We start from the raw sequence: 19,300 nt of genomic DNA, 5'->3' as shown, positions 1-19,300 counted from the left end.
TCAGTGCTCCTTCATGTTCTTGCGGCCGACGAAGCGCATGATCGCATGACCGACGATTCCCAACAGCGTTAGCGCGAGGATCAGCGCACCCAGTTTGCCGCCGGGCCCCATTGGGTTAGCGCCCGGGATGTGGATACCAGCGATATTCGCCAGCCGGCCATCTTGCCTGTGGCACTCCTCACATGCGACGTGATCCTCGGCCGGAGCAACCATGTGCGTCACGGGCCAGTACATCTCTGTCGAGACGAAGTCATAGCTCCCGGAATACTCCGTGCCGGACGCTTTCGCGCCTGCTTCGAACGACTTGTCCCAATCCCATTTGCCCCAGTACGCCGTTTCCGAACCTGGGCCGAAAAGGTGCGGATAGAGCAGGCGATTTCGCTCGGTGTCATAGGGCTGCTTGCCGCGCATGACCTTGAATGGCCAGATCCGGCTCTTCTCATCATCCTGGCTGCCGGAGATGGTGTTGACCTCGACGATCCCTGACGGATCGATCTCATGATCGGCGTTTGCGTATTCGACTTGGCCATCGAACCAGAAATACTCCGGCTGCAAATCCTCGCCCCATTCGAAATCGCCCTTCATCGTCACGTAGGTGGGCTTTTTCTTCCCGGCGCCAGACTCATACTTGGCAACCTTCATCGGCTTGCCGTCGTCACCCATCTTGCCTGCCGTGGACCAGTCCCAGAGCGTCTTTGTTGGAACGCCTCCCTTGGCGTACTCAGGGATGTGGCAAGTCTGGCAGGCGATCTTGTCGCGGTGGGAATTGAGCTTGAAGCCAATGAGCGAAAAGGCGTCATGTGGCTCAGTGCCGTGGCAGCTTTCGCATGTGGCCACATCTCGCCGCTGCCCCGGGAGTCCGGCACCTTCGGTGTCCTTGGCGGTCACATTGTAACGTGAACCGTGCCAGATATGGCGGTCGCTCACGTGGCATTCCTGGCAATCGAAGTTGAGCCCATCCTCGGCCATGTGCACGTCGATTGCTTCGGTCGGGTGATGCAGGACCGATGAGAGGTCACCGTGTTTCACATTGTCGCCGCCGCCTCCGTAGAAGTGGCAGTTTCCGCAATTGTCGCGATCGGGCAGGCCGACGCTTTGCGCGACCAGTTTCAAGTCAACAGGTTTTGCTGGTTTTCCGGTATTTGTGACAGCGCCTTCCTTGACCTCGGCTCCAAAAGGCTGGCCAGCTCCGGCGGGGATCTTGAAGTACGTGTCTGACTTGTCGTGGCAGACCAGGCAGTCCACGGCGCTCGTCTCTTCCGGCGGAGGCGTATTCATGTCCTTCCAGCCATATCCGACATGGCAGGAGGTGCAGCGAGGTTCGTTTCCGGCGACCCCAACGCAATACGAATTGATGACGTTGTTCTTGCCGAGATCCTGTCCGGTGTCGGGATGCGTGTAGTCCCAACTCCAGTGGATTGACTGCTTGACCTGATCAGCGGCTTCCGTGTGACAGCTCAGGCACGCTTCCGTGACCTCTGGACCACTCGCGAACTGCTTTTGGAGGACTTCCAGCTTGGAGTGATCCACCGTCGTGTTGGACGTTTCCTCCGGAATGGATTGGGACTGCTGCGCAGAGACCGGTCCGAGACCGGACAGGACAAGTCCGAGGCCGACAATTGCTGTGGTTAATCCGGATCTCATGAGCATATCCCTCCCTGTCCTGGATGCCAGCAGGCTCTACTGCGCTTCCACGGATACACGGGTGGCGGAAATTGTCCTTGATCTACAACAAATTATGAATATTTGAATGTAATTGACAAAAACGGAAAAATATATCTCGCTTCAAGCCAATTTGCGACGTTAATTTACTCTAAATGATAGCTAATTTTTTATATTATGTATTTTCTATTCATCTTTTAATCTACGAGCGCCCCTGCAGAAGGTCACGCTTTCCAAAAAAGCTTGACGAATGTTGCTCGCGCAGCACCACTCGGCCCACTCGCTGCAGGTCTCGCTCCGCCGTCCAAGCCCCGAGTACCGAAGGCTCCAGAACGCTTGCGCGTTCGGCACTCAAGTGACTGGAAGCTTGATTGAAAAACGCCGTTTGCGACGTCACGCACGTCCAGACCAAATACGCGTCTCCGCGACCTACACTCGCCATGTGTGAATGAAAAAAAGCCCGGGCTCTTTGCCCGGGCCAGTCCAACAGGGAGGTTACCACGCCGATCCCCGGCGCGATGAATAAACCCTAACGAAGAAGGGTTAAGAGAATCCTGCGAGTGGAAATCAGAACGTATCTCTCATGCGACAAGACGATAGCCACCCGATTCCGTGACCAGCAGCCGCGCATTGGAAGGATCTGGTTCGATCTTCTGCCGCAGGCGATAGATGTGCGTCTCCAACGTATGGGTCGTCACGCCGGCGTTGTATCCCCAGACTTCATGTAGCAGCACATCGCGCGCCACCACGCCTTCAGTGGCCCGGTAGAGGAACTTGAGAATATTCGTCTCTTTCTCAGTCAGCCGAACCTTGCGGTCGTTTTCGTCGATCAACATCTTCATCGCCGGCTTGAACGTGTACGGGCCGAGCTGGAACACTGCGTCCTCAGATTGCTCGTGCTGGCGGAGTTGTGCGCGGATCCTGGCAAGCAGAACCGGGAACTTGAACGGTTTGGTAACGTAGTCATTTGCCCCGGCATCGAGCCCAAGGATGGTGTCAGCGTCGCTGTCGTGTCCGGTAAGCATCAACACCGGGCACTTGACCCCCTGCTTGCGCATCAACCGGCAGAGTTCGCGCCCATCGGTGTCCGGCAGCCCCACATCGAGTATCACGAGGTCAAACAACCCGGCCTTGACCTTCTCCATCGCTTCGTGGCCATTCGCAGCCTCGAAAACATCGAAATCCTCCGTCATCACGAGTTGTTCGCTCAACGCCTCGCGCAGGTCTTCCTCATCGTCGACCAACAGGATTTTCTTCAGCGTTCCCATGCGGAAATCCTCCGTTTCTTTTTCCGCAAATGCGCAGCAACATCGGCTGCGGCAAGAATTGCTGCAGGATTCTCACGCCGTTGTGTGGGATTGAAAGCGAATGTTTCAGCTTCCGGGCCGATGTGTTACATGCTAACGCTCCGGCTCGAACCAAGCGAGCGAACATGAGCCTATCCCCCTCTCCCGCCGAACGCCGCGCACGCGCACGCGCGGATTTACGGATGGGCTTGCCCGTGTGCCTGACCGCGGATGGCACCTCCGCACTCGTCGCCGCTGTCGAAACCTTGACTCCGATCCGCTTTGAAGAACTCACCACAGGCGCAGACGCCGTGCTTGCCATCACGGCGCGTCGTGCGGAGACCCTGAAAGCAAGACCTTACGACGGCGACCTCGCCCGGATCGTTCTTGCGCCGGGCGCTACCCTGAGTTGGGCCCAATCCGTTGCCGACCCTGCCGACGACCTTTCCGACCCGATGAAGGGCCCGTTCCGAACGGAACGCGACGGATCGGCCAACTTGCATCGTTCGGCCATTGCATTGGCCAAGGAGGCACGCCTACTGCCAGCCATCCTGCTACGTCCATTGAGGAGCTCGGAAGACGCGACCGCGCTCGACCTGACGACCCTCGACCTCGCAACCGATGACGTACCACGTAACGCCGCGACATACGCGGAGGTCGTCTCGGCCCGGCTTCCAATGGAACTCGCGCGCGCTGGCCGGTTGCACATATTCCGCCCCAACGACGGGGGAGAAGAGCACTACGCCGTCGAGGTTGGTCAACCGGACCGCGACCAGCCAGTGCTCGCGCGCCTGCACTCCGCCTGTTTCACAGGTGACTTGCTCGGATCGCTCAAGTGCGACTGTGGCCCGCAATTACGCGCCGCGCTCGCCGCCATGGGGCAGGAAGGCGCGGGTATTCTGCTCTATCTCAATCAGGAAGGTCGCGGTATCGGTCTTGCCAACAAGATGCGCGCGTACAGTCTTCAGGATCAAGGTTTCGATACGGTCGAAGCCAATCATCGGCTCGGCTTCGAAGACGACGAGCGAGACTTTCGCATTGGCGCGGCGCTTTTGCGCGAGATGGGTTTTTCCAGTGTCCGCCTGATGACCAACAACCCGGCAAAAATCGACATGATGCGAGCGCAGGGTGTAGAAGTGATCGAACGGGTCCCGCTCAAGGTCGGTCACACCAAGGAGAACGCCACGTATCTCGCGACAAAGGCGGCGAAATCCGGACATCTCCTGTGACCCCTGAAGATCTCGTCCTCACGCCGCGCGGATTGCGTTTCAAGGGCCGGTATTTTCCCGTTGCCGTCGGGCGCGGAGGCCTCAGCACAGCAAAACGGGAAGGCGACGGTGCCACCCCGTGCGGCATCCACCACATCGTTCATACGCTGTACCGTCCGGACAGGCTCGCGCGTCCCGCCCCCTGGGCTACTCCGATCAGGCCGGGCGACCTGTGGTCCGACGACCCCTCCGATCCGGAGTACAACCGCCCAATTCGCGCGCCGCACCGTTTCGGGCATGAATCGCTGCGGCGACCCGACCCGCTTTACGACATCGTTCTTGTGACAGACTGGAACTCGCCAATTGCCACGCTCGGGCGCGGCTCGGCGATCTTCTTGCACATCTGGCGCAAAAAGTGCCACCCGACCGAGGGCTGTATCGCGCTCCGCCGCGACCACCTGCTGTGGGCCGCCGCACGGATTGCCCCCGGAACGCGGCTCTTCGTGCCCGCCCCTTCTTCTGTCTGAAAATATCCCCGCCGGAGGCGTGATACGACAGCCCGCCATCACCCGTAATCGCGCGGTCCGAATATGGCGGAGCCGACACGGATGTGGGTTGCGCCTTGCGCTATCGCTCGCTCGAAGTCACTGCTCATTCCCATCGACAAACCGTCTAGGCCATTGCGCTCCGCGATCTTGGCAAGCAGCGCGAAATGCAGGCTCGGTTCCTCCTCCACCGGGGGAATGCACATCAGGCCCTCAACCGGCAGATCCAAGGCGCGTGCCTCGGCAATGAAGGCGTCAGCATCACGTGGCAGAATGCCCGCCTTCTGCGGTTCCTCACCTGTGTTCACCTGAATGAAGAGCGGTGGGCAGTGGCCGGTCTCCTGCGCCAGGCGGGCGAGCGTATTGGCCAGCTTCGGACGGTCCAGCGTGTGGATGACGTCGAACAGGTCGATCGCAACGCGCGCCTTGTTGGTCTGCAATGGACCGATCAAATGCAGCTCCAGCCCGCCGAAGCGTTCCCTGAATGCCGGCCATTTGCCCTGCGCTTCCTGCACTCTGTTCTCGCCGAAAACCCGGTGCCCGGCGTCCAGCACCGCTTCGACCCTCTCCAGCGGCTGCACCTTGGAGACCGCAATGAGCGTGGTGCTTCCGGTAGCCCTGCCCGCATCGGCCTCCGCCTTGGCAATCCGGCCTCGAATGTCGTCCAGCCCCATCACAGCACTCCTTCCCGCTCCAGCGCCGCGGTAAGCGGAGCAAGGTCGGCGGCGTATTTCTCCCAAGCCCGAGCAGAAGACCTGTAAATGGGTTGGCGCACCTGGCTGACCGAGAGAGTCTTCACCTCTCCTTTTGCAGCATGGAAATCGAGACAGCCATCTTCCCACTCGAGGCCGGCCGCGGCCACCAATGCGCGTGTTTGTTCTTCGGGGTGTGCCACAAGCTCCTCGTAGTGCAACTCATGGAAACCGTCCGGAAGCGTCCGCCGCCAGAAATCCAGTATCTGCACGAAAGACGCATAGTAGCCGGCCAGGTCCTCAAGGTCGTATGCGTATCGGTGCGTGCCAGGCGCGAACATGTTCTTGTAAATCGAATACAGCAGGTCACGCGGGTCGCGGCGCACGACGATAACCTTGGAATCGGGCAGCGCCCGCTTCAGGAATCCGATAATCAGATGGGTCTGGATCGCCTTGTCGGTCACGATCCGGTCAAACGGTATCGCGGCGCGCATCGCGTCTTCATAATCAGACGCGAAACGCCGGTAGTCTTCCTCATCGAGAGACCTTGCCTTGGAGAAGCCGGAACGCGGGCCACCGAGAATATCATAGGCAAGGCGCAGCGCGTGGGGCTGCTCACCAGCAGCACTCACTTGTGAATGCGCGTTGAGGATCTGCTCCACGAGTGTGGTCCCGGAGCGGGGCAAACCGGTAACGAAGATCGGTGCAAAACCGTTTCCAGCCGCGGAGATGGGCGTGAAGTCCTCCCCTGAGAATGCGCGGATCAAGCCGTCGACCTCCGCCTTTCGGCTGCGAATATCGAAGCGATACGCGGATTTCATGGCGCGATTTGCAGGCTTGAGGTAGCGGAAGACGTGATCGGTTTTTCCCGTGTCTTCCATCGCCTTCGCCAATGCGAATTGAAGCTGCACGCGGGCCTCGGGCGACTGGTGCTTGTCGGATTCGGCCTTCTTCATGGTACGGATCAGCGGATCGCCGGGCTTGAGCTTGCGGCTCACGGCCAGCATCCGATAAATCTCGCCGCGCCGAGGATCGCGCTTCATTGCCCGTTTCAAGACGGTCTCAGCCTCCTCCATTGCGCCCTGACGTTGCAGCAGCAACGCCTTGTCGATCAATGGGTTGGCGGATTTCGGTTGCACCGCACTCCAGCGGTCATAGGTTGCCAGGGCTTTCTCGTTCAGTCCCGCCGCCGCATATGCGCCCGCGAGCGCTTCGAGGATCGTCGGCTCGTCAGGCCGGCGGGCGTCGGCCGTTTCCAGATGCGCGATACCCACGTCCGTACGACCTGCTGCAAGTGCCATTCGGCCGAGCTGAAACTCGATCTCCGGAAGCACTGCGCCGCTGTTGTGCAACGACTGCAGCATCGCCTGAGCGTCGTCGCGCTTGCCGGCCTTCAACAACGTCATGGCGCGGCGGAAGTCTGACTGGATCTTCGATGGGTTCAGTGGAAGCACGTCGGCACCGGTGTTTGCTCACCCGTTCTGCTACCATCGTTCTCCCGCAAAAGAAAAGAGCGGGCGAATGCCCGCTCTTTCCAAAGAACTTTCCGATCCGGAGATCAGAAGGACATGCTCAGACCCAGCGAGTAGGTGTCGAAGTCCGTCTTGGCTTTCTCGTCGAAGATCTTGATGTCGACGTCGGAGTTGCCGTAGGCGGCAAGAACGCTGAGGCCACCGCCGAGGTCGTAGCCAGCGGCAACACCGTAACCGGTCGAGTCGAACGCGCCGCCACCGTCGCCTTCGAAGGAATGCTCACCGTAGTTCACGTGGAACGAGAACTCTTCGAACGCGTAACCAGCGCCGAGGCCCCAGTAGGAACCGGAGTCGAGGTCGTCACCCGAGAAGTCAGCGTAGACGCCACCGATGCTCAGGCCGTTGTCGGTGCTGTAGCCAGCCGACAGACCCCAGGAGGACACGTCTTCGCCGAGGTTGACGAGGAACGACGAGTTGTCGACGGCGTCGTAGTCGATGCCGAAGAACGTCTCGAGTGCCGCAATCTCATCGTCGGTGAAGTCGGCTGCCGCAAGGGACTCGAACAGGTCGAGAGCTGCAGCGTCGGTCAGGTCGAACCCGATGGCGCCGTTCGGCGCGTATTCGTAACCGATGCCGAGGTCAAGGGTGCCGCCGCCGAGTTCAGGCGACCAGGAAGCACCGACGGCCCACTGGTAGTCGCCAGCGTCTTCGACCGAATCAACGTTGCCATCAGCGTCGAACGTCGTGCGCTCGAAGTCGGAGCTGTCGTCCTGCTCCAACGACACCGCGAAGCCGAAGGCGTCGAAGGTGTAGTCGTAGCGGAGAACCTGACCGTCATAGGCGGTGCCCTTCAGGAAGTCGCCCTGGCGACCGAAGTGCGCGGTTTCCGAATCGTCGATCGAACCGGGGTTGCCCCAGCTATCGATCGAGTCGACGGCCCAGGTGAAGGCCGAGTCGGTGTCGCCCAGCGTCACCGTGCCGAACTCACCGGAGACGTAGATCGCCACGCCCTGGTTGGAGAAGCTGTCGCCCAGCTTCCCGGCCTCGTCCAGATCGACTTTGGTGCCGAAGGTCAGGCCGCCGTCGGTTTCACCCGACATAGCGAAGCTGACATCAACGTCCTGGAAGAATTGAGCATCTTGGCCTTTGCCGCCAACAACACCCATTTCAGCCGAGCCGGAGAGAGAGACTTCAGCAGCCGCGGCGCCTGCAAAGGCGACCAGGGCGGTCGAAGCGAGAAGAACCTTTTTCATCGTTTTCCCTCGTGTATTTCAAGATTCCACCACAACCCGGGAATCCGAATTGGGTATGCGCAACTGTCTCGCTCTACGGTCGCTCTTTTGCAAGCCAGCGTTGGAATTGCTTAATCCGGCCGCGTTTTTTGGTGCAGCTTTGCCACAGTGGCGGAACCCTGCCGAACTCCTAAGGACTTGTGGGGCAGTGAGCGCTCGGATAGACCTTGCGAAAATGATGGATGAGGGCAGAAACGGCATGACCATTCAGCATGTGAGGCGGACCAGCGCCGCACTTGGCCTGGCATTCCTCATGGCCGCCTGCAGCAGCAATCCGATTACCGATACCAACCCTGCGAACGTGCCCGATGAGTTCAACCCCGCACTTGACGACTATGGCCGGGAGCGGGACACGATCTGGGACCTGTTCAGCAATATCGACGACCCCAACACGACGCTCGAGGTCAACCGCTATATCTGGAACGCCTCGCTGGACGTGCTGAACTTCATGCCAGTGGAACGTGTCGACCCGTTCTCGGGTATCATCGTCATGGGCTACGGCACGCCGCCCGGTGGGCGCACCGCCTACCGCGCCACCGTTTACGTGACCGACCCTGCGCTCGACGCCCGCTCGCTGAAAGTGGCGCTGGCGTCTCGCGCCGGACCGGCCGACCCGGACACGGTGCGCGCGATCGAGGATGCCATCCTCTCCCGCGCCCGCCAACTCCGGATCAAGCATTCGGCGCTCTAGGCTGCGGGCAATCCCGCTCTGGACGCTGACGGGCGGCGCGCTTATCAAGCCGCGCAACGCATGAACGCACGTGAGCCGAGGTAGCGCGATGTCCCGCCTTATCCCATCCGAGATCGAACCCAAGTGGCAGGCCGCCTGGGAGGCAGCCGAATGCTTCTCGGCCGTCCGCGATCCGGACAAGCCGAAGTATTACGTGCTTGAGATGTTCCCCTATCCGTCGGGGCGCATCCATATCGGCCATGTGCGTAACTACACCATGGGCGACGTCATCGCGCGTTACAAATCCTCCTGCGGTTTCAGCGTCTTGCACCCAATGGGCTGGGACGCTTTCGGAATGCCGGCAGAGAACGCGGCAATGGCCTCGGGCGGGCATCCCAAGGACTGGACCTATTCCAACATCGCCGACATGCGGGACCAGATGAAGCCCCTTGGCCTGTCCATCGACTGGTCCCGCGAGTTCGCGACCTGCGATCCTGAGTACTACGCCCAGCAGCAGCGCATGTTCATCGACATGCTCGACGCGGGGCTGATCTACCGCAAGAGCGCCGTGGTCAACTGGGACCCGGTCGACATGACGGTGCTGGCCAACGAGCAGGTCGAGAACGGGCGCGGCTGGCGCTCCGGCGCGCTGGTGGAGCGCAAGGAACTGACGCAGTGGTTCTTCAAGATCTCGGATTTCTCCGAAGAGCTGCTGGAGGCGCTGGACGGTCTGACCGACTGGCCGGAAAAGGTGCGCTTGATGCAAGCCAACTGGATCGGCAAGAGCCGCGGCCTTCAGTTTGCCTTCGAGACGTTGGACGCGCCGGAGGGATTCGAGAAGATCGAGGTCTACACGACCCGGCCAGATACGCTGATGGGCGCAAGCTTCATCGGCATCTCGCCCGACCACCCGCTGGCCAAGGCGCTGGAGGAGGGGAACGCGGAGATCGCCGAGTTCTGCGCCGAATGCCGCCGCACGGGCACCTCGGAGGAGGAACTTGAAAAAGCCGAGAAACGCGGCTTCGACACCGGCCTCAGGGTCCGCCACCCGCTCGACGCAGAGTGGGACCTGCCCGTCTACATCGCCAATTTCATCCTGATGGACTATGGTACCGGCGCGATCTTTGGCTGCCCGGCTCACGACGCGCGCGACCTGGAATTCGCCCGCAAGTACGACCTTCCCGTCATCTCGACCTACGCGCCGATTGCGCCCGAGGACGGTTTTATCGCACCCGAGGACGGCGGCGAGGCCTATGTGCCCGCGAAATCCGAGAGTGTCGCCTACGTCAGGGGATTCGCCGGCGCCGAGGTGCAGACCGGTGACGAGGGCGTCGCCACTGCCATCGACCTTTTTGAGGAGAGGGGCTTGGGCGAGGGCGTCACCAAGTTCCGCCTGCGCGACTGGGGATTGTCCCGTCAGCGCTACTGGGGCTGCCCGATCCCGGTGGTGCATTGCGAGGCTTGCGGCGTCGTGCCGGAGAAGCGGGAGAACCTGCCCGTTGAACTGCCATACGACGAGGAAGGCGAACCGATCGACTTCTCGGTCCCCGGCAACCCGCTGGACCGTCATCCGTCCTGGCGCGACGTGCCCTGCCCCTCCTGCGGCGAGCCTGCAAAACGCGAAACCGACACGATGGACACGTTCGTGGATTCCTCTTGGTATTTCGCCCGTTTCACCGCCCCCCACGCGGAGACACCGACGGTGGCGGCGGATGCCGCGTATTGGATGAACGTCGACCAGTATATCGGCGGCATCGAACACGCGATCCTGCACCTGCTCTACTCGCGCTTCTATGCCCGCGCCATGCACCTGACCGGGCACCTGCCGGAGAAATGCAAGGAGCCATTCAACGCGCTCTTCACCCAAGGCATGGTGACACACGAGATTTACCTGACCCGCGACGAGAACGACCGCCCGGTCTACCACCTGCCAGAAGACGTCGTGCGAAGCGAGGAGGGCGTCACACTCAAGACGACCGGCGAACTGGTCGAGGTGGTCCCCTCCGCCAAGATGTCGAAATCCAAGAAGAACGTGGTGGACCCGGTTTCCATCGTGACGCAATACGGCGCGGATACGGCCCGCTGGTTCGTGATGTCGGACAGCCCGCCGGAGCGCGATGTCGAATGGACCGCCGCCGGTGCCGAGGCCGCATTCAAGCATCTCGGTCGGGTCTGGCGTCTGGCGGACGAGGTCCGCCAGCGGGCCGACGAGGTGGCCCCGCAGGGCGCCTCCGAGGAGGACCGGGCCCTGGAGAAGGCCACCCACCGCGCCATCGCCGACGTGACGGAGGGAATCGAGGGATTCGCCTTCAACACCTCCATCGCCAAGCTCTACGGCTTCACCAACACCATCGCGAAATCAAAGGCCAGCGCCAGCGCGAAGGCGACGGCCCTGCGGACCATGGCACAGCTCATGTCGCCGATGACGCCGCATCTGGCGGAAGAGGTCTGGTCGATGCTCGACGGCGAAGGGCTGGTCGCGCAAGCCGCTTGGCCCAAGGCCGATCCAGCGCTGCTTGTCGACGATTCGATCACGATGCCGATCCAGATCAACGGCAAGCGGCGCGGCGAGCTGGAGGTCGCCAAGGACGCCGACAAGACCGTGGTGGAGTCTCTGGTACTGGAACATCCGGCGGTTGTGAAAGCGCTCGATGGCGGAGTACCCAGAAAGCTGATCGTCGTGCCCGGACGAATCGTGAATGTCGTGGTCTGACCGCCGGAAAGTCCTCGCCGCACTCGCGGCGGCAGCCTGCCTGTCGGGCTGCGGGTTCACGCCTGTCTATGCGCCCGGCGGCGCCGGCGACCGTCTTCACGGCCAGATACTGGCCGACGCCCCCGGCAACCGGGACGGCTACACCTTCGTGGCGCATTTCGAAGACCGTCTTGGCCGCGCAACCGACGCTGCGCCATTTGCGCTGGCCTACGAGATCGACACCGACAGCGAGGGGCTGGCCGTTACGCCGGACCAGGAGACGCTCCGCTACCAGTTGACGGGCACGATCCGCTATCGCATCACCGACCGGGCGACCGGCAGGGTGTTGACCTCTGGGCAGGTCAACAGCTTCACCTCCTATTCGGCGATCGGCACGACTGTCGCCACGCGTGCCTCCCAGACCGATGCCGAGCAGCGCCTGATGGTCGTACTCGCGGATCAACTGGTCGCTCGGTTGTTGGCCAGCGCCGATGGGTGGCTGCCGTGAAACTGTCCACGCGCGATGCCAGTGCTTTCTTCGCGCGGCCTGATCCGGCCCGGGCAGGCGTTCTCATCTACGGGGCGGATGCGATGCGCGTGGCCCTGAAGCGGCAAGACATGATCGCTGCGCTTGTGGGTCCGACCGGCGAGGAGGAAATGCGCCTCAGCCGAATTGCCGCGACCGACTTGCGGCGCGATCCCGCCGCTTTGCTCGACGCGGTGAAAGCTGTCGGGTTTTTCCCCGGCCCCCGCGCTGTGCTCGTAGAAGACGCCGGCGACGGCACGACGCCGGCATTGCAAGCAGCCCTGGAAGATTGGCAGGCGGGCGACGCGATGATCGTCGCAACTGCAGGCCCCCTGCCCGCCCGCTCCAAGCTTCGCAAGCTCTTCGAGAGCGCCGGAAATGCGCTCTCTGCCGCGATCTACGACGACCCGCCCAGCCGGGCAGAAATCGAGACAGAACTCAGGCGCGCTGGACTCGCGCAGGTTTTGCCTGAGGCGATGGAGGATCTGGATGCGCTCGCGCGCGCGCTGGACCCCGGGGACTTTCGTCAAACGCTGGAGAAGATCTCGCTCTATAAGATCGCCGATCCGGAACCCCTGACGAGCACCGAAATCGCGGATTTGGCTCCTGTAACCATTGAGGCGGCGACCGATGACCTGCTGCATGCAGTCGCCGAGGGCCAGGCGGCGCGGGTCGGACCGCTGATGCAGAAACTCGGCGGCCAGGGCGAAACTCCAGTTGGACTGATCATCGCCGCGACACGGCATTTCCGCGCCCTGCATGCCGCTGCCGCAGACCCGAAAGGACCGGCCGCCGGCCTCGCGCGACAGCGACCGCCGGTGTTCGGCCCACGCCGCGACCGAATGATCCGGCAGGCGCAAGACTGGGGTTTGATGCGCCTTGAACGCGCCTTGCCGCAGCTTGTGGACACCGATCTCGCGCTGAGGTCCGCCGGGCAGACCGCCCCCCAGATGGCGTTGGTTGAACGGCTGTTCATACGGCTCTCACGGCTGCGCAGCGCAAGGCTCTGAGCGGCTGGCAATTGCCCCTTTACGCTCCCCGGCCCCCGTGCAAGCCTGTTGCCCGCCGCGCCACCGTGTTTGCGGCGAGCGGCACGAGGGAGGACGTAATGTACACTGTCGTCGGAGACGTGCAGAGCCGCGCCTTGCGCGTGCTCTGGATGCTGGAGGAACTGGGTGTGCCCTACAAGCACATGGCCGCGCCTCCGCGCTCGGAGGATGTGATCGCGTTCAATCCCGCGGGCAAGGTGCCTATCCTGCTGGTCGACGGCACGCCCATCACCGATTCCACGGCGATCCTGACGTTCCTCTCCGACCGCCATGGCGCGTTGACCTTCCCGGCCGGCACGCTGGAGCGGGCACGGCAGGACAGCCTTACGCAATTCCTGCTCGACGAGTTCGATGCGGCGCTGTGGATGGCCGCACGTCACAGTTTCGTGCTGCCAGCCGAGCTTCGGCAAGCCGCGATAAAGGACAGCCTCAAATGGGAATTCGCCCGCAGCCAGAAAGTCCTTGCGGCGCGAATGGCAGACGGGCCCTATTTGATGGGCGACCAGATGACCGTGCCCGATTTCATTCTCACCCATTGCGGCGCGTGGGCCGAGGTTGCGGGGTTTCCGATAACAGAAACACGTTTTGCCAACTACCTCGCACGAATGGAGACACGACCGGCACTGGAACGCGTACGCGCGTTTTGACGCGTGCCTGGCAGGCGTCACCAGGCGAGAGACCGCGCGTCATAAACGCCCCGCTGCCGCGCGCCCGGCCCAACGACCGGTCGCCATACAAGCGGTCAGCAGATAACCGCCGGTAGGCGCCTCCCAATCCAGCATCTCACCCGCCACGTGAACATCCGGCCGCGCGTGCAAGGTCAACCCCGCATCGACCCCGTCCCATGCAACCCCACCAGCGGTGGAAATCGCTTCATCCAGCGGGCGGAGACCGGCGCACCTAACCGTCAACGCCTTGACGCTGGCCGCAATCTCTTCCGGCGTGTTGGGAAGCGGTTGCGCGAATTCCATGAGCAGCGCCATCTGCGGCGGGTCGAGACGCAGGGCTTTTCTAAGGTGGTTGCCGATGCTCTGTCGGCCACGCGGCCGGGCCACACGCTCGGCAACCTTGGCAATTGGCCAATCCGGCCGAAGGTCGACCCGCAGCGGTGCGCCCTCGCGTATCGCCCGACAGACAGCATAGATCCCGCCGCCCTCCAACCCGCGCTCGGATATCACGAACTCCCCCCGTGAGTTCAACGTCCCGGCTGAGAGCGCAACACCCTTGATCGGAGCACCGAAATGGCGGGCCATCACCGGGCTCCAGTTCACGCAGAGCCCTGCATTCGCCGGTTGAAATGGTCTCAGTGGCACCCCTTCTCGCGCCAGGATCTGTGCCCATTGACCATCTGAGCCTAGTCGTGCCCAACTGGCCCCGCCAAGGGCAAGCACGGTCACTCCGGCTTCGCACTTCCGTTCCCCGTCCGGCGTGCCGAACACGGTGGCATGCCCCTGCCATCCCTGCCACCGCCAGCGGGTTCTAAATTGAACGCCTTTTCCGGAGAGTCGGGCGATCCATGCGCGCAACAACGGCGAGGCTTTCATGGCGACCGGAAAAACCCGTCCGCTCGACCCTGTGAAGAGTTCCTGCCCCAAGGTTTCTGCCCATTCGCAAACATCCCTCGGACCGAATTCAGCGAGCATCGGCGCAAGCTTCGGCTCCGCCTCGCCATAGGCCGCCCGAAACACCTCCGGCGAATCCTGCTTCGTGAGATTCAGCCCCGACTTCCCTGCCATCAGGAACTTGCGTCCAACCGACGGCTTGCCCTCGCAGACCAGAACCCGCGCGCCGGCATCCGCAAGCATCTCCGCGGCCATCAACCCGGCCGGTCCCGCGCCAATAACAAGTGCCTGCACGTCTTCCATATCTCAGCCCTGCCGTATGGCCTTGCCCCTCCGCAGGACGCGCACCATCATTTGGCGACACCTCCGCACCAAGTGCGGTGTGTCAAGAAAACGTTGTTAGCGCGATAGACACTTGCCCGACAGATCAAACACCGCGGCCGAACCAATCTGCCCTCTCTGCGGACGGCCGATCCCGACGCACGCGCGCCAGAGTGTGCACCATCTCGTACCTCGCCTGCGTGGCGGAAAAGGCGGCCCAACCGTCTTGCTGCACCAGATTTGCCACGACCAGATCCACGCGGCACTCAGCGAGACCGAACTGGCGCGGGATTACTCGACAATCGCAAGCCTTCGTGCTCACCCCCAATTGGCGCGGTTTGTTGCGTGGGTCTCCAAACGCCCACCGGAGTTCCACGCGCGTACGCCCGGCCCGCGCCGAAAGCGGTGAAGTAATCGGCGCAGGTTTGGCGTGACGCGGATTCCCCGTTCCTCCATAACGAAAACGCCGGCACCTCCGCTGGTATTTCGATTCAGGTCGAATCAGGGAAATGAAAGTATGCTCAACGAATTCAAGAAATTCATCTCACGCGGCAATGTCATGGACATGGCCGTCGGTATCATTATCGGTGCCGCATTCACTGCAATCGTTACCTCTCTCGTGGAGGATCTCGTAAATCCCTTCATAAGCCTCTTCACCGGCGGGATCGATTTTTCCGGCCTCGGCTTCCGACTTGGCGAGGGGGAAAACTCGGCCACTTTCGCCTACGGCAATTTCATCATGGCGGTTGTCAACTTCCTGATCATCGCCTGGGTCGTATTCCTGCTCATAAAGGCGGTGAACAAGGCGCAAGATCTCGCACAAGACCTGGTCGCCGCCGAAGCGGAAGAGGAAACGCCCGCCGACCCGGAGCCGACCGAAAAGGACCTACTGATCGAGATCCGCGACGCACTGAAGGCGCGCGGCTAAGTCCAAGGCGATTCATCGAAGCCCGTGGTCCCGGGCTCTAGCCCGGGATCATCTGTTTGATACCCTTTCGGATTTCAGCCGGAGCAGCGCACGCCGCCTCCGTCAGTTCGGCCACCGTGTCAGCCAGCGCCTCTCGCGCCACCACCCGATCGACCAGCCCCCAGGAGAGCGCTGTCTCGGCGTCGATTTTTTGGCTCGCCATAAGGATCATCTTGCTGCGCGCGGGTCCGATAAGCGCGGACATGCGGGCTGGATCGGATGGTTGCGGCAAGAATCCGAGCTTCATCACGGGGTAGAAGAACTTCGCCGACGGCACTGCGATGCGGATGTCGCATGCCAGCGCCATGCCAAACGCTCCGCCGGCAAGCGTTCCGTTCAGTGCGGCCAGCGTCAGACAGGGCAGTCGCGCAATTCGGCCGCTGACACGCTCCCATATTCCGTCCGTGGCAAGTCCGGCCCGTGCCTCCTCCAGATCGGCGCCCGCCGAAAACACATTTCCAGTACCGGTCAGCACGAAACCGGCGATTTCCGACCGCTCCGCCTCCTCGGCCGCTTTCTCTACCGCAAGCAACATGTCTCGGGTCAGCGAATTGGCTTTGTCTGGACGGTTTAGCCGCAACGTCCAAACGGCGTCGTGTTTCTCAACCTCGATCACTCTATAAGCCCCACCTTGCGCCGGATTTCCTCGTCTCGCAGCGAAACCTCTTTGCCCTCGAACTCATCCGCCTCAACGCCACACATCCACAGCAGCGCCCGCGCCGGCCAGTCGGCGGGAATGTGATCGTCCCATTCCAGTTTGCTCACAGGGTTAATGCCGCTTTTCTTTATTACCCGTTGCATTTCGGTTTGAACCGTTCCCGGCGAAAGCCCCATCGCGCGGATTCCCAAATGCGCATACTCCTTGTCGAGCGAGCGGGTCAGCATCGCCGCCCCGGCTTTCGACGCGCAATAGGCACTCCAGGCTTCCACCGGACCGTGGGCTGCTCCCGAACTAACCGTCAGGATCGTCCCGCCGCCCTGATCCAGCATGACCGGCAGCGCCGCGCGCATGCCGTGGAACACGCCCTTGAGATTGACATCGATCACCTGCCCCCAGGCCTCCGGATCGGCCTCCGCCATATGGGAGATCGGGTCCACCACACCTGCGTTGTTGACGAGCACGTCGAGTTTCCCGAAGGCCTGCACCGTCGCGCTAACGGCCGCCTGCATCTCCCAGTACCGCGAGATGTCGCAAGGGATTGCCAGGGCTGCCTCGCCGATTTCTCCGGCCAGCCCCGCGAGCACCTCATTGCTGCGCGCCACCAGCGCCACATTGGCTCCGGCTGCCGCAAAGACACGCGCAGCCTCGGCGCCAATCCCTCGGCTGGCCCCGGTGATCAGAACCACCTTGCCGGTCATATCGGTCATTGTCCGCACCTCCAATCCACCAAGCTCCGCTAACGGAATGCCGTTTTTTTTGCCGCAGCGAAAGGGGGGAGCCAAGGCGGGTTCGGTTGCCTGACCGGGTAGCCGGAAGCTGCGCGAACGGCCATAGATGCCGAATCGAACGCGAGACCTCCCGCCCCCTCGTCCACACGGACAACCGGCCAGTGTCAGAGCAAAGTGGTATTCACGGCCTGTCGGAGCCCAAACGGCCTTGGGAAGCAAGCTCATTCGCGATTGGCTAGACTGCGTGCAAACGCCGACACATGCGATGCAGCGGGATGTGGTATGATCTCGAAGCGGGAACATTCCGTCTCAGGATGACCGGCCGGTTTCGAGCGCCTCGCATGATCGTGACACGTGTTGTCCAACACGTTGGACCACGGACCCGACGACCCTTGACCGGGCGCAATCACTGGCAGATGGTCGGCGCAAGGAATTTCCAAGGGAAGGACGTTTCGCAATGAAACAGTGGATTCTGGGCGGCGTTTCGGCCGCGGCTCTGGTGGCCGGTGCGGATGCCGGGTGGAGCCTGACGGCACAGCAGGCATGGGAGAACTGGAAGACGGCGGCCGAAAGCTATGGCCAGACGCTCAGTAGCTCCGGCGAAGCGACAATGGACGGCAAGTTGACGGTGAGCGGTGTCACGCTCACTGCCGACTTCGACGAGATGACGGCGACCGGTACGATCGAAGAGGTCGTTTTTTCCGAACAGAGCGACGGAAGCGTTGCCATCACGATGTCCGAGTCGTTTCCCTTCGTCGTATCCGGCATCGACGAGGCTGGCGACAAGGTGAACGTCGTTGTCACCATCTCGCAGCCCGGGATGGTCATGAGCGCATCGGACGCGGGCGGCGCCACTGCGTTTTCCTACGAATCTCCCGCCATCAGCGTTCAGGTCGACGAATTGTCGCTCAATGACCAGACCGTCCCGCTGGATCTGTCGGCGACCGCCAGCGCAGTCGAGGGCGCTTACACACTCGATGGCACCGCGCCCGGAAGCGTCGAATCCAATTTCGGAGCGGCCAGCGCCACGCTTGATCTGGACATGCAGGACCCGGAAGGCGATGGCACGATAAAGGTGAATGCCACGGTGGCCGACATAGCCTCGCAGACCAGCGGGCGGAACATGGACATGTCCATGTCCGACGACATGGCTCAGATGCTCGCCGCCGGCTTTCAAAGCCGGGGATCAGGCACCTACGGCCCCGTCACTTTCGCGTTTGATTTCCAGGACGGCAGTGAGACGGCGATGGCAAGCGGCAGCCTGACCGGCGGGCAGGCAGAGTTTGGGATCGATGCGTCCGGGATGGTTTACGACGTCGCCTACGAAGGGCTCGACGTGACCGTGTCGGGCAGCGACATCCCGCTGCCGCAAATCACCGCGCAGGCCGGCCGCAGCGCCACGACGTTCCAGATTCCGGTCCAGCCGAGCGAGACTGCGTCCCCGTTTGCAATGAAGATGGCTCTCGAAGATCTGAGCGTCGGGGAGGAAATCTGGTCGATGTTCGACCCCGGCGCGGTCCTGCCGCGCGATCCGGCCACGTTGATCGTCGATCTGGCAGGTACGGGCCGCTGGTTGGTGGATATCTTCGACGAAACGGCCATGATGGGCACCGAGTTGCCGGGCGAACTCGAAGACCTCTCCCTCAATGCACTGAAGCTCGCCATAGGTGGTGCGGAATTGACCGGAGAAGGAGCGTTCACCTTCGACAACTCGGACACATCGACCTTCGATGGCGTCCCGCGGCCCGAAGGCAAGGCTGGCTTTAAACTCGTCGGCGGCAACGCACTGATCGACAATCTCGCCAAGATGGGTTTGATACCGCAGGATCAGGTGATGATGGTGCGGATGATGACCGGCATGTTCGCAAAGCCCGGCGCGGGGCCGGACGAACTGGTGTCCGAGATCGTCATCGATGGCAGCGGCAAGTTGCTGATCAACGGCGCGCCGATGCCGTTCTGATCCGGCA

The 19,300-nt window shown here is 62.1% G+C and carries 18 protein-coding genes; 10 read left to right on the top strand and 8 right to left on the bottom strand.

The genetic code is table 11. The annotated features are described in order from the left end of the window. Together ARC39_RS00925 and ARC39_RS00920 are read right to left on the bottom strand one after the other, a co-directional pair. Complete coding sequence (locus tag ARC39_RS00925; protein ID WP_078059040.1) at window positions 1–1,644, bottom strand: tetrathionate reductase family octaheme c-type cytochrome; 1,644 nt, start codon at window positions 1,642–1,644, stop codon at window positions 1–3. A 599-nt stretch (window positions 1,645–2,243) separates the two neighbouring features. Beyond that, window positions 2,244–2,930 carry a response regulator transcription factor gene (locus ARC39_RS00920; protein ID WP_068108658.1) on the bottom strand — a complete coding sequence of 229 codons (687 nt, stop codon included), beginning with the start codon at window positions 2,928–2,930 and terminating at the stop codon, window positions 2,244–2,246. Between the two features lie 164 nt (window positions 2,931–3,094). Between ARC39_RS00920 and ribA the strand changes: the two genes are divergently transcribed. Further along, on the top strand, window positions 3,095–4,177 hold the full coding sequence (gene ribA, locus ARC39_RS00915; RefSeq protein ID WP_068108657.1) for a GTP cyclohydrolase II: 1,083 nt from the start codon (window positions 3,095–3,097) through the stop codon (window positions 4,175–4,177). Further along, window positions 4,174–4,683 carry a L,D-transpeptidase family protein gene (locus ARC39_RS00910; RefSeq protein ID WP_068108654.1) on the top strand — a complete coding sequence of 170 codons (510 nt, stop codon included), beginning with the start codon at window positions 4,174–4,176 and terminating at the stop codon, window positions 4,681–4,683. Before ribA ends, ARC39_RS00910 begins: the two co-directional genes overlap by 4 nt. A gap of 38 nt (window positions 4,684–4,721) precedes the next feature. Here ARC39_RS00910 and ARC39_RS00905 read toward each other — a convergent pair whose 3' ends face one another. From ARC39_RS00905 to ARC39_RS00895, 3 genes are all read right to left on the bottom strand, one after another. Next, window positions 4,722–5,375, bottom strand: a complete 654-nt coding sequence (locus ARC39_RS00905) for a YggS family pyridoxal phosphate-dependent enzyme (RefSeq protein ID WP_068108651.1) — start codon at window positions 5,373–5,375, stop codon at window positions 4,722–4,724. After that, the gene (locus tag ARC39_RS00900) at window positions 5,375–6,847 is read right to left on the bottom strand and encodes a tetratricopeptide repeat-containing sulfotransferase family protein (RefSeq protein WP_149866264.1); all 1,473 of its coding nucleotides are present in this window, start codon (window positions 6,845–6,847) and stop codon (window positions 5,375–5,377) included. The genes ARC39_RS00905 and ARC39_RS00900 overlap by 1 nt, the downstream gene beginning before the upstream one ends. A 104-nt stretch (window positions 6,848–6,951) precedes the next feature. Further along, the gene (locus ARC39_RS00895; RefSeq protein WP_068108643.1) at window positions 6,952–8,118 is read right to left on the bottom strand and encodes a porin; all 1,167 of its coding nucleotides are present in this window, start codon (window positions 8,116–8,118) and stop codon (window positions 6,952–6,954) included. Between the two features lie 238 nt (window positions 8,119–8,356). On the opposite strand from ARC39_RS00895, the gene ARC39_RS00890 reads away from it, so the two are divergent. From ARC39_RS00890 to ARC39_RS00870, 5 genes are all read left to right on the top strand, one after another. Further along, complete coding sequence (locus ARC39_RS00890; RefSeq protein WP_068110017.1) at window positions 8,357–8,848, top strand: DUF3576 domain-containing protein; 492 nt, start codon at window positions 8,357–8,359, stop codon at window positions 8,846–8,848. 88 nt (window positions 8,849–8,936) lie between these two features. Next, window positions 8,937–11,540 carry a leucine--tRNA ligase gene (leuS, locus tag ARC39_RS00885; RefSeq protein WP_068108641.1) on the top strand — a complete coding sequence of 868 codons (2,604 nt, stop codon included), beginning with the start codon at window positions 8,937–8,939 and terminating at the stop codon, window positions 11,538–11,540. Beyond that, complete coding sequence (gene lptE / locus ARC39_RS00880; RefSeq protein ID WP_068108639.1) at window positions 11,527–12,027, top strand: LPS assembly lipoprotein LptE; 501 nt, start codon at window positions 11,527–11,529, stop codon at window positions 12,025–12,027. Before leuS ends, lptE begins: the two co-directional genes overlap by 14 nt. After that, complete coding sequence (holA, locus tag ARC39_RS00875) at window positions 12,024–13,055, top strand: DNA polymerase III subunit delta (RefSeq protein ID WP_068110014.1); 1,032 nt, start codon at window positions 12,024–12,026, stop codon at window positions 13,053–13,055. Before lptE ends, holA begins: the two co-directional genes overlap by 4 nt. A 98-nt stretch (window positions 13,056–13,153) precedes the next feature. Next, a complete protein-coding gene (locus ARC39_RS00870) occupies window positions 13,154–13,741 on the top strand; it encodes a glutathione S-transferase family protein (RefSeq protein WP_068108636.1) in 588 nt (195 codons plus the stop codon). A 39-nt stretch (window positions 13,742–13,780) separates the two neighbouring features. Here the strand turns inward: ARC39_RS00870 and ARC39_RS00865 are convergent, their stop codons facing one another. Next, window positions 13,781–14,959 carry a TIGR03862 family flavoprotein gene (locus ARC39_RS00865; RefSeq protein WP_068108634.1) on the bottom strand — a complete coding sequence of 393 codons (1,179 nt, stop codon included), beginning with the start codon at window positions 14,957–14,959 and terminating at the stop codon, window positions 13,781–13,783. A gap of 112 nt (window positions 14,960–15,071) precedes the next feature. On the opposite strand from ARC39_RS00865, the gene ARC39_RS25130 reads away from it, so the two are divergent. Beyond that, complete coding sequence (locus ARC39_RS25130; RefSeq protein WP_078059007.1) at window positions 15,072–15,386, top strand: HNH endonuclease; 315 nt, start codon at window positions 15,072–15,074, stop codon at window positions 15,384–15,386. A gap of 108 nt (window positions 15,387–15,494) precedes the next feature. Then, a complete protein-coding gene (mscL, locus tag ARC39_RS00860; protein ID WP_068108630.1) occupies window positions 15,495–15,905 on the top strand; it encodes a large conductance mechanosensitive channel protein MscL in 411 nt (136 codons plus the stop codon). Window positions 15,906–15,942: 37 nt separating this feature from the next. On the opposite strand, the gene ARC39_RS00855 is transcribed toward mscL, so the two are convergent. Both ARC39_RS00855 and ARC39_RS00850 read right to left on the bottom strand, forming a co-directional pair. After that, a complete protein-coding gene (locus tag ARC39_RS00855; RefSeq protein WP_068108626.1) occupies window positions 15,943–16,560 on the bottom strand; it encodes an enoyl-CoA hydratase/isomerase family protein in 618 nt (205 codons plus the stop codon). Further along, window positions 16,557–17,312: an SDR family oxidoreductase gene (locus ARC39_RS00850; protein ID WP_068108622.1), complete on the bottom strand. Its 756-nt coding sequence runs from the start codon at window positions 17,310–17,312 to the stop codon at window positions 16,557–16,559. The genes ARC39_RS00855 and ARC39_RS00850 overlap by 4 nt, the downstream gene beginning before the upstream one ends. 478 nt (window positions 17,313–17,790) lie before the next feature. Here ARC39_RS00850 and ARC39_RS00845 point away from each other — a divergent pair, with 478 nt between their 5' ends. After that, the gene (locus ARC39_RS00845) at window positions 17,791–19,293 is read left to right on the top strand and encodes a DUF2125 domain-containing protein (RefSeq protein ID WP_068108621.1); all 1,503 of its coding nucleotides are present in this window, start codon (window positions 17,791–17,793) and stop codon (window positions 19,291–19,293) included. Window positions 19,294–19,300 lie beyond the last annotated feature (7 nt).

The sequence above is a fragment of the Tropicimonas marinistellae genome (assembly GCF_001509585.1).
Lineage (GTDB): Bacteria > Pseudomonadota > Alphaproteobacteria > Rhodobacterales > Rhodobacteraceae > Tropicimonas > Tropicimonas marinistellae.
Note: the sequence above shows the minus strand (reverse complement) of the source record. Positions and strands in the feature narration are given on the sequence as shown.